Source organism: Streptomyces sp. NPDC043908, assembly GCF_056435525.1.
This window is the reverse complement of the sequence record NZ_JBWKEI010000009.1, coordinates 378,650-388,340: the sequence shown is the minus strand read 5'-3', so window position 1 is coordinate 388,340 and position 9,691 is coordinate 378,650. Positions and strand designations below refer to the sequence as shown.

Genomic DNA, 9,691 nt, shown 5'->3' with positions numbered 1-9,691 from the left:
TCAGGCCGGCTACCCGTCGTCGCCTTGGTAGGCCATCACCCCACCAACAAGCTGATAGGCCGCGGGCTCATCCTTCACCGCCGGAGCTTTCCACCCGAGAAGATGCCTTCCCAGGTCGTATCCGGTATTAGACCCCGTTTCCAGGGCTTGTCCCAGAGTGAAGGGCAGATTGCCCACGTGTTACTCACCCGTTCGCCACTAATCCCCACCGAAGTGGTTCATCGTTCGACTTGCATGTGTTAAGCACGCCGCCAGCGTTCGTCCTGAGCCAGGATCAAACTCTCCATGAATGTTTACCCGTCATCGGGTCCACACCACGAAAGAGCGGAACGACCAGGTCGGAATAAGACCAGTCGTCCTCAGCGTCCTCGCTGTGTTCGTTGCCTGCCCGCCACAAGGGCCGACAGGACTTTTCAAAGGAACCTCCAACCCACCATCACTGGCAGGCCGGGGTTGTCAATCTGGCGTTGACTTTTGGCACGCTGTTGAGTTCTCAAGGTACGGACGCTTCCTTCGTTCCCGTTTCCGGGCCCTCCGGGCGCTTCCTTCGTTTCCGACTCTATCAGACTCTTTCGTGTCCGATTTCCCTGTCGGCGGGATTCGCTTTCCGGGGTTTCGCTTTCGCGTTTCCCTTTCCGGCGCTTCCGACTCTATCAGAAGCATTTCGGCCGAACTAATCGGCTTCGTGATTCGGAATCCATCGGAATGGCTCTTCGGAAATCGCATTTCCGGTGAGAGCGAGAGAGATACTAGCCAGTGCGTCCGAACTTGTCCAGTCCGTCGCAACCGTTTGAATCTACCTCCCCACGCTGACCGTGTCAACGGTTTTTGTGGGCGAAGAGGACAGTACCAGGTCAGAGGGGTCGTACGCACATCAGGCGGCGGTCGGAACGCCCGCGCTGCGGTCCGGTTCTTCGACGTCACCCGTCTCGCCCTCGCGTACGGCTCGGCTGCCCAGGACGTACACGTACAGGAGAAAGGCCAGCTCGGCGACGACACCGATGGTGATGCGGGCCCAGGTGGGGAGGCCGGAAGGGGTGACGAAGGCTTCGAGCAGGCCGGAGACGAACAGGACCAGGGCCAGGCCGATGGCCATACCGAGGGCCGCGCGACCTTCCTCGGCGAGGGCGTCACGCCGGGTACGCGGTCCGGGGTCGATGACGGTCCAGCCGAGGTGTAGTCCCGTACCGGCCGCTACGAAGACGGCGGTCAGTTCGAGGAGGCCGTGCGGGAGGATCAGGCCGAGGAAGGTGTCGAGGCGGCCGGCCGAGGACATGAGGCCGATGCCCACGCCCAGGTTCAGCATGTTGGAGAAGAGGACCCACAGGACCGGCAGGCCCAGGAACGCCCCCAGGACCAGGCACATCGCCGCTGCCTGCGCGTTGTTCGTCCAGACCTGGGCCGCGAAGGACGCGGCGGGGTGACTCGAGTAGTACGTCTCGTACTCGCCGCCCGGGCGGGTCATGTCCCTCAGCGTCTCCGGAGCGGCGAGCGACGACTGGACCTCGGGGTGGGTGCCGATCCACCAGCCGATGATCGCGGCCAGCGCCGTCGATATCAGGGCCGCCGGGACCCACCATCTACGCGCGCGATAGACGGCTGCCGGGAACCCGGCGGTCAGGAAGCGCGCGGCATCGCGCCAGGACGCGCGACGGGTGCCGGTCACCGTGGCGCGGGCGCGGGCGACGAGCTGCGTGAGACGGGAGGTGAGCTGCGGGTCGGGAGCCGAGGACTGTATCTGCGACAAGTGCGTTGAAGTGCGCTGGTAGAGGGCGACGAGTTCGTCGGCCTCGGCGCCGGTCAGGCGTCGGCCGCGGCGCAGCAGGTGGTCGAGTCGGTCCCACTCGTGGTGGTGGGCGGTGACGAAGACGTCGAGGTCCATGGTCGGCTGCTGCTCCAGGCACTGGGTGCGTACGGTCCGTCCTACTGCGGCGCGCTGCGGGCCAGCTTGGCAGACTGAGGTTTCCGAGGGTCGGGGAAGGTCGCCGCTTCGGCGGCCTCGGTGGAGGTCGTCGCCCGACGGCGACGACGAAGGGTGGGTCATCGGTGAGTGCGCTGGTCACGGGGGACGCGGTTGTGCTGGGGCTGCGGCCCGCACGACTGCCCAGTCGCGCGCTCGCGCTGCTCATCGACATGGTCGTGGCCTGGGCCGGCTATCTGATCGTCTCGTTCACGCTGCTGCTGGCCACGGCTTCCCTGGACGACGCGGCGCAGGCGGCGATAGCCGTTGCCCTGTTCGTGCTCGTCCTCGTGGGGGTGCCCATAGCTGTCGAGACGCTGACGCACGGGCGCTCGCTGGGGAAGCTGGCGTGCGGTCTGCGCGTGGTTCGCGACGACGGTGGGCCCATTCGCTTCCGGCACGCGCTTGTGCGCGGAGCCATGGGCGTCGTGGAGATCCTGCTGACCTTCGGGGTCGTCGCCTGCATCGCGTCGCTGGTTTCCGGTCGGGGGCGGCGGATCGGGGACGTGTTCGCGGGGACCCTGGTCGTACGCGAGCGGGTGCCGACCGGACGGGCCGCCGCCCTTCCGCCCCCTCCGCCGTGGCTGATGGGACGTTTCTCCGGACTCGACCTGTCGGCCGTGCCGGACGCGCTGTGGCTGGCCGTACGGCAGTACCTGACGCGGATGCGACAGCTCGACCCGCAGGTGAGCTGGACGATGGCGGTCCGGCTGGCCGATGACCTGGTGGCGCGGACGGGGGCGCCGGCGCCGGAGGGGGTGCCTCCGGCCGCCTATCTGGCGGCGGTCATGGCCGAGCGGCAGGCGCGGGACGCCTTGCGGGCCTTCGGGGCACCTCACGGCGCGACGGGTTTCCCGCCGCACGCTGTGACGAGCCTCCCCGCGGGGCCAACAGAGAGGGCCGCGCCGCCTGGTACGCCGTCCACGACCGCCGCGCCTCTCTTCGCGCCACCCACGCCCCCACCACCCACCTCGTTGCCGAGTACCGCCCCCTCGGCTCCGGCGCGGCAACCCGAGCCAGAGTCGGATGCCGGTTCGGCCACCGGCTTCGTGCCGCCTGCCTGAACCACCCGCCGACGCCTGGCGGGTCCCGAGGCGCTCGGGCCTCGTACGTCCGCAAGATCACCGAACGGGTTCTACGGGCCCCAGACCGACGGCGGGCTTTCGAGGGATTCGAGCTCGATTCCCGGTGCCGCGAGGACCACGTCACTGGCGATGTGCACGGTGTGCTGTTCCCCCGTGTCCAGGGCGCTGACCTGGTACTCGTCCACGGTCAGGGAGCCGTTGTCAGTGGCGTGCGCTTCACTGTTCACCAGGGCCCAGGACTGGTCGAGGGTGCGGGGCGCCAGGACCGGGTCGGTGAGGGCGACGAGCCGTACGCGGGTCGCGGGGGAACCGGGGGTGAGGCGGAGCAGACGTGACGTGGCAATGAGAAAAGCCGGGGACGTGCCGGTGAAGGCGTGGGCGGGGACATTGCCTTCGGTGGCGTGAGTGCCGGTGGGGTCGGTGCGGACCCAGGTGACGCCGTCGAGGGCGGCGCCGCGCACCTGCCAGCTGCCGGCGTGGAGTTCGAGGCGGATGGGGCGGCCGAGGTCGTCGAGGGCGAGGTCGACGGAGCCGGCCGGGTCGCCGGAGGGGGTGGTGATCTGCGAGACGTAACGCCAGCCGGACGGGCCGGGGGCGCAGTGGAAGTGTTCTTCACCGAGGGGGGTGTGGTCGTGCGGGTCGTGAAGCGAATACCGGCCGCGGGGCATGGGGTCCTGTGGTCCTCGGGGGCGTAGGGGTGGACCGTTGTACGGAGCGGGGTACGGGGCAGGCCCCCGGCACGGGGGTCCGGGGGCCTGCCTGGTACCGCTGCTCTCGGCACTGCGTGCTGCTTACTGCGTAGGGCTGCGTACTGCGTACCGCGTCGTCGGTACCGCTTGAGGTTCGCCGGTACCGCGGCTGCCGGGTCCGTGCGTCACGGACCCGGCGGCGCGATCAGTAGCGGTAGTGGTCCGACTTGTACGGGCCGTCGACCTCGACGCCGATGTACGCGGCCTGCTCGGGGCGGAGCGTCGTGAGCTTCACGCCGAGCGCGTCGAGGTGGAGACGGGCGACCTTCTCGTCGAGGTGCTTGGGCAGCACGTAGACGTCGGTCGGGTACTCCTCGGGCTTGGTGAACAGCTCGATCTGGGCCAGGGTCTGGTCCGCGAACGAGTTGGACATCACGAACGAGGGGTGGCCGGTGGCGTTGCCCAGGTTCAGCAGGCGGCCCTCGGAGAGGACGATGAGGACCTTGCCGTCGGGGAACGTCCAGGTGTGGACCTGCGGCTTGACCTCGTCCTTGACGATGCCGGGGATCTTCGCGAGGCCGGCCATGTCGATCTCGTTGTCGAAGTGGCCGATGTTCCCGACGATGGCCTGGTGCTTCATCTTGGCCATGTCGGCGGCCATGATGATGTCCTTGTTGCCCGTGGTGGTGACGAAGATGTCGGCCTTGTCGACGACCTCGTCGAGCGTGGTGACCTGGTAACCGTCCATCGCCGCCTGCAGGGCGCAGATCGGGTCGATCTCGGTGATGATCACTCGGGCGCCCTGGCCGCGCAGGGACTCCGCGCAGCCCTTGCCCACGTCGCCGTAGCCGCAGACGACGGCGGTCTTGCCGCCGATGAGGACGTCGGTGGCGCGGTTGATGCCGTCGATCAGGGAGTGGCGGCAGCCGTACTTGTTGTCGAACTTGGACTTGGTGACCGCGTCGTTGACGTTGATCGCCGGGAAGAGGAGGGTGCCGTCGCGGTGCATCTCGTAGAGACGGTGGACACCGGTCGTGGTCTCCTCCGTGACACCGCGGATCTCGGACGCGAGCTGCGTCCACTTCTGCGGGTTCTCGGTGAGGGTGCGGTTCAGCAGGGTGAGGATGTGGGCGTACTCCTCGCTGTCCGCGGTGGACGGGTCCGGGGCCGCGCCGGCCTTCTCGAACTCGACGCCCTTGTGGACCAGGAGCGTGGCGTCACCGCCGTCGTCCAGGATCATGTTCGGGCCGCCGGTCGGGGAGTTCGGCCACGTGAGGGCCTGCTCCGTGCACCACCAGTACTCCTCCAGGGTCTCGCCCTTCCAGGCGAAGACCGGGACGCCCTTGGGGTCCTCGGGGGTGCCCTCGGGGCCGACCGCGATGGCGGCGGCGGCGTGGTCCTGGGTGGAGAAGATGTTGCAGGAGGCCCAGCGGACCTCGGCGCCGAGGGCGACGAGCGTCTCGATCAGGACGGCGGTCTGCACCGTCATGTGCAGGGAGCCGGTGACCCGGGCGCCGGCGAGCGGCTGGCTGGCGGCGTACTCCTTGCGGATCGACATCAGGCCGGGCATCTCGTGCTCGGCCAGGGTGATCTCCTTGCGCCCGAAGGCGGCGAGGGAGAGGTCGGCGACCTTGAAGTCCTGGCCGGCGTCGACAGTCGTCATGCGAGCTGCTCCTCATGGGTGGGTCGAGGGTGGGTACGGAAGGTCTGCGGGCGCACCTGGGCAGGGCGACGGCCGCGCGCACCGGTAGGGGTGCCCGGCGGACATCGCGATGTCCGGGTGGACATGGACGTGTCCATGGGCACCCGGGGGTGCCCGTCGCGCTCACAGCGCAGTCCGTCGGAGGCCCTCTCTCCCTCGGCCGGCGCGCGGGGCGTACCGACCGACCGCCATCAGCAGCGACGTCTGGCTCTGGTCACGAATCTACACCGATCGGCCCAGCCGGCCCCAGCCCGTCCCGGATGGCGAGGTGGCGAAATCCAGGGGCGGGAGCCCCCCGGGGGGCATGCTCCGCCACCGGGGCCGCCTGCTCAGTGCCCGGTGCCGCCGGGTGTGGCCGCCGGGTCCGGGCCGGCGGCGGCTTCCGCCGCGCTGTAGATGTCCGGTTCCAGGTAGATGACGCGGGCGATCGGCACGGCCTCGCGGATGCGGGCCTCGGCCTCGTTGATGGCGCGGGCGACCTCGGCGGCCGTGTCGTCGTGCTGGACCGCGATCTTGGCGGCGACCAGCAGCTCCTCCGGGCCCAGGTGCAGGGTCCGCATGTGGATGACGGAGGTGACGGTGTCGCCGTCGACGATGGCCGTACGGATCTTCTGCACCTCCTCGATGCCCGCCGCCTCACCGAGCAGCAGGGACTTCGTCTCCACCGCGAGGATCAGGGCAATCAGGATGAGCAGTACACCGATGCAGAGGGTGCCGATGCCGTCCCAGACGCCGTCGCCGGTGGCCAGCGCGAGACCGACGCCGCCGAGGGCGAGGACGAGTCCGATGAGCGCGCCGAAGTCCTCCAGGAGGACCACGGGCAGCTCGGGGGCCTTCGCCCGGCGCACGAACTGCGACCAGGAGAGCGCGCCGCGCGTCTCGTTCGACTCCTTGATGGCCGTACGGAACGAGTAGCCCTCGGCGATGATCGCGAAGACGAGGACGCCGACGGGCCAGTACCAGGCCTCGATCTCGTGCGGGCTCTTGATCTTCTCGTAGCCCTCGTAGACGGCGAACATGCCACCCACCGAGAACAGGACGATGGAGACCAGGAAGGCGTAGATGTAGCGCTCTCGGCCGTAGCCGAAGGGATGCTGCGGTGTCGCCTCACGCTGGGCCTTCTTACCGCCGACCAGCAGCAGGCCCTGATTGCCGGAGTCGGCCAGCGAGTGGACGCTCTCCGCGAGCATCGACGACGAGCCGCTGAAGAGGAACGCCACGAACTTGGCTGCCGCGATCGCGAGGTTGGCGCCGAGCGCCGCCACGATCGCCTTGGTTCCGCCTGACGCACTCATACGTGCACGTGTTCCCTTCGTCGTTGGCGCCGCCGCCCGGGTGCCGCCATTCGGCCGCACATTGTTGCATCAGGCCAGGACAGTGGCGCGAAAAGCGGTGCCCGCTCCGGACAGCCCGGCCTTTTCACCTGCCCGCACGAAGGCGGCCTGACCGGGGGTGAGGCGCAGGTCACCGAGTTCCAGCGCACCGGAGGTGCACAGGACGATCTGCGGGGTCGCGGCCGTCAGGTCGGTCGGAGCCGCGCCTTCCGGTCGTACGAAGCGGGACAGGCGGAACTCGTCGATCGGGGTCTCGTAGACCTCCTCGCCGGTCTCCGACGCCTCGGGGCGCAGAACGCCGGGGTCGCCCGCCTCGAAGCGGACGACCCGCAGGAGTTCGGGGACGTCCACGTGCTTGGGGGTCAGACCGCAGCGCAGCACGTTGTCCGAGTTGGCCATGATCTCCACGCCCATGCCGCTCACATACGCGTGCGGGACGCCGGCGCCGAGGAACAGGGCCTCACCGGGCTGGAGCCGGACGTGGTTGAGGAGCATGGCCGCGATGACGCCGGGGTCGCCCGGGAAGTGGTGGGCGAGCGTGGCCCAGACCTGGTGGACGTCGTCGCCGAGGCGCTCGCAGGCCGCCGCGGCCTCGGCCACCGTCGCCGCCATCTCCTGCGGGTCGGCGGTCAGTACGGCCGTGAGGACCTCGCGCAGCGCGGCCTCCTCGGGGTGCGCGCGCAGGAGGTCCACGTACGGCTTGAGGGAGTCGACGTCGAGCGCGGCGAGAAGGTCCGCGGATTCCTCCGGAGGCCGGAACCCGCACAGGCCTTCGAACGTTGTCAGGGCACAGATCAGTTCGGGCTTGTGGTTGGCGTCCTTGTAGTTGCGGTGCGGGGCGCCGAGCGGAACGCCCGCGCTCTCCTCGTCCGCGTAACCCCGCTGCGCCTGGGCGAGATCGGGATGCACCTGAAGCGAAAGGGGGGCGCCTGCCGCCAGCACCTTGAGAAGGAAAGGAAGACGGGGGCCGAACTTGGCGACCGCCGCGTCACCGAGCTCCGCCGTCGGGTCCGCCGCGATGACGTCGGAGAGCGGAGCCTCGCCCGTACCCCGGTCGACTCGGGACGGGGCGCCCGGATGCGCGCCCATCCACATCTCCGCCTGGGGTTCGCCGGTCGGGTCGGTGCCGAGCAGCTCCGGGATCAGCGTCGTGGAGCCCCAGGCATAGGGGCGCACGGTGTTGGCGAGACGGTCCATGGTTCGCGTGGTCACTTTCGCGTGGTCGTGTACGGGATCGGTCGCCGCGTGCCGCCCGCGTGCCCCGGCAGCCGTCCGGCATCGGTCGCCTCGGTGTCGTACCGCACCGGCACCGCCCTACGCCGGGGGCGGTGTCGAGGCGAGGGCGAGATAGGCGGTCGTGAAGTCCGCGAGGGCGAGGAGTTCCGCGAGGCACTCCAGTTCCGTGCCCTCCTCCGGCTCCAGTTCGCTGATCTGCGCCTCGTGGCCCAGGGCGAGTTCGCGTGCCGCGGGGGCGGCGGAGAGGCCGCCGGCCGGTCGGTCGCGCAGCAGGACGACGCGGGCGTGCAGCGTGGCGGGCTCCTCCACGCGGTCGCGGAAGAAGTCGTCCTCGTCGGCGCCCTCCCCGAGCGAGCCCGCGAGCAGGATGGAGTGCGACGCCAGCGCCTCCGGCAGCTCGCCGGCGAGCGCGGGGCGGCCCGCGAGCTCGGCCAGTACGGTCGCGAAGCGGCGGCCCGCAGGGGCGGCGCTCTCGCCCTCCGTCCAGACGACGGGGAGCGAGTCGGCGAGTTCCGCCGCGAGGGTCTTCGCCGGGTTGCTGTACGTGGCGATGGCCGGGCCGCAGCGTTCCGCGGTGCGGTCGAGCCGGTCGGCGACCTTCTCCAGCGTCTCCGGGGGCGCGGAGACCAGTCCCAGGCGGTCGAGCAGGACGAGGATGGGGGTGAGCAGGGCCCACAGGGCGCTCGGCGAGGCGGCCGGGGTGCTTCCGTCCTCGTACAGCTCGTGCGGGGCCGTCGCCAGCGGCACCACCAGGCCGTGCACCCCGTCGACGGCCTCGGAGAGCGGGGAGCCCTTGGGGGCGACGGCCACGACCGTGCAGCCCCGGCGGTAGGCCTGCTCGGCGAGGAGCGCGAGGCCGGGCTCGCTGCCGTCCGTCGTGGTGATCAGCAGCAGGTCGACCGAGCCCGCCCAGCCGGGGAGGTTCCAGCGCAGGGCGCCCGCCGCGGCGGCCACCCCGGTCGGGACGAGCCGGGCGACCGGCGCGGAGGCCCCGGCCAGCGCCGCGACCAGGTCGGCCACGCCCGCGGCCGCGGTGCCGGGGCCCGCGACGAGCACGGCCCGGGGGCGTCCCTCGGGCTGGAGTTCCGCGATGCCCGCCTCCGAGGCGTGCCGGGCGGCGGTGCGGACGCGGGCGCCGGCGTCGGCGGCTCCGCGCAGCAGACCGCGGCGGTCCGCGCGGGCCAGGGCTTCCGGCGCGTCGAGCAGCGACTCATCGAGCATGTGCGGCGGCCTCCGGGGCGATCGGGGTTCCGGGTCACTCGGTTCCGGCGGGGCGCCGGTCGGGGGTCCGCGGGACGGGGTCCACGCGGGGCGGGGTCACGCCGGGCGGCGGGCCTCGTCCACGAGGAGTACGGGGATGCCGTCGCGGACCGGGTACGCGAGGCCGCAGTCCGCGCCGGTGCAGACCAGCTCGGGCGTCTCCTCGGCCGTCGCGTCCTTCAGCGGGGCGTGGCACGCGGGGCAGGCCAGGATGTCGAGGAGGCCGGCTTCGAGCGGCATGGGGGTCCTTCCGGAACGTCTTCGTCGTCGCGTGTACGTCGTGTACGTGGAGTACGTCGTGTACGTGGATCAGGGTGCCTGGATTCAGTTGCCTGGGCCGGGCCTTGTCACCCTACCGCCGGGGTGCGGTACGAGCTTGCCGGGTGGCCGGGCCGACCGGTGGTGGCGGACGGGCCGGTGACGGG

Annotated in this window: 8 protein-coding genes and 1 rRNA gene; 1 reads left to right on the top strand and 8 read right to left on the bottom strand. The window is 70.6% G+C overall.

Going from position 1 to position 9,691, the window contains the following annotated elements; all coding sequences use genetic code 11:
- A 16S ribosomal RNA gene (locus AC069K_RS21875) occupies positions 1-290 on the bottom strand; the annotation flags it as partial.
- 584 nt (positions 291-874) lie between these two features.
- Positions 875-1,882 (bottom strand): stage II sporulation protein M, encoded by a 1,008-nt coding sequence (locus AC069K_RS21870; RefSeq protein WP_478618724.1) that lies wholly within the window; start codon positions 1,880-1,882, stop codon positions 875-877.
- A 164-nt stretch (positions 1,883-2,046) separates the two neighbouring features.
- Here AC069K_RS21870 and AC069K_RS21865 point away from each other — a divergent pair, with 164 nt between their 5' ends.
- A complete protein-coding gene (locus tag AC069K_RS21865; RefSeq protein WP_478618721.1) occupies positions 2,047-3,024 on the top strand; it encodes an RDD family protein in 978 nt (325 codons plus the stop codon).
- Between the two features lie 71 nt (positions 3,025-3,095).
- On the opposite strand, the gene AC069K_RS21860 is transcribed toward AC069K_RS21865, so the two are convergent.
- From AC069K_RS21860 to AC069K_RS21835, 6 genes are all read right to left on the bottom strand, one after another.
- The gene (locus AC069K_RS21860; RefSeq protein ID WP_478618718.1) at positions 3,096-3,713 is read right to left on the bottom strand and encodes a hypothetical protein; all 618 of its coding nucleotides are present in this window, start codon (positions 3,711-3,713) and stop codon (positions 3,096-3,098) included.
- Positions 3,714-3,939: 226 nt separating this feature from the next.
- On the bottom strand, positions 3,940-5,397 hold the full coding sequence (gene ahcY / locus AC069K_RS21855) for an adenosylhomocysteinase (protein WP_365112604.1): 1,458 nt from the start codon (positions 5,395-5,397) through the stop codon (positions 3,940-3,942).
- 368 nt (positions 5,398-5,765) lie between these two features.
- Complete coding sequence (locus AC069K_RS21850; protein ID WP_478618715.1) at positions 5,766-6,731, bottom strand: cation diffusion facilitator family transporter; 966 nt, start codon at positions 6,729-6,731, stop codon at positions 5,766-5,768.
- Positions 6,732-6,800: 69 nt separating this feature from the next.
- Entirely contained in the window at positions 6,801-7,967 is a 1,167-nt protein-coding gene (gene manA / locus AC069K_RS21845; protein WP_365112616.1) for a mannose-6-phosphate isomerase, class I, read from the bottom strand.
- Positions 7,968-8,084: 117 nt separating this feature from the next.
- On the bottom strand, positions 8,085-9,227 hold the full coding sequence (locus AC069K_RS21840) for an SIS domain-containing protein (protein WP_365112598.1): 1,143 nt from the start codon (positions 9,225-9,227) through the stop codon (positions 8,085-8,087).
- A gap of 96 nt (positions 9,228-9,323) precedes the next feature.
- Positions 9,324-9,506: a Trm112 family protein gene (locus AC069K_RS21835; protein WP_067159781.1), complete on the bottom strand. Its 183-nt coding sequence runs from the start codon at positions 9,504-9,506 to the stop codon at positions 9,324-9,326.
- Between the last annotated feature and the right edge of the window lie 185 nt (positions 9,507-9,691).

What these genes read in the sequence shown, in the direction of transcription:
- AC069K_RS21870 (WP_478618724.1), bottom strand. Translation starts at nt 1,882, where the DNA reads ATGGACCTCGACGTCTTCGTCACCGCCCACCACCACGAGTGGGACCGA.
- AC069K_RS21860 (WP_478618718.1), bottom strand. Translation starts at nt 3,713, where the DNA reads ATGCCCCGCGGCCGGTATTCGCTTCACGACCCGCACGACCACACCCCC.
- ahcY (WP_365112604.1), bottom strand. Translation starts at nt 5,397, where the DNA reads ATGACGACTGTCGACGCCGGCCAGGACTTCAAGGTCGCCGACCTCTCC.
- AC069K_RS21850 (WP_478618715.1), bottom strand. Translation starts at nt 6,731, where the DNA reads ATGAGTGCGTCAGGCGGAACCAAGGCGATCGTGGCGGCGCTCGGCGCC.
- manA (WP_365112616.1), bottom strand. Translation starts at nt 7,967, where the DNA reads ATGGACCGTCTCGCCAACACCGTGCGCCCCTATGCCTGGGGCTCCACG.
- AC069K_RS21840 (WP_365112598.1), bottom strand. Translation starts at nt 9,227, where the DNA reads ATGCTCGATGAGTCGCTGCTCGACGCGCCGGAAGCCCTGGCCCGCGCG.
- AC069K_RS21835 (WP_067159781.1), bottom strand. Translation starts at nt 9,506, where the DNA reads ATGCCGCTCGAAGCCGGCCTCCTCGACATCCTGGCCTGCCCCGCGTGC.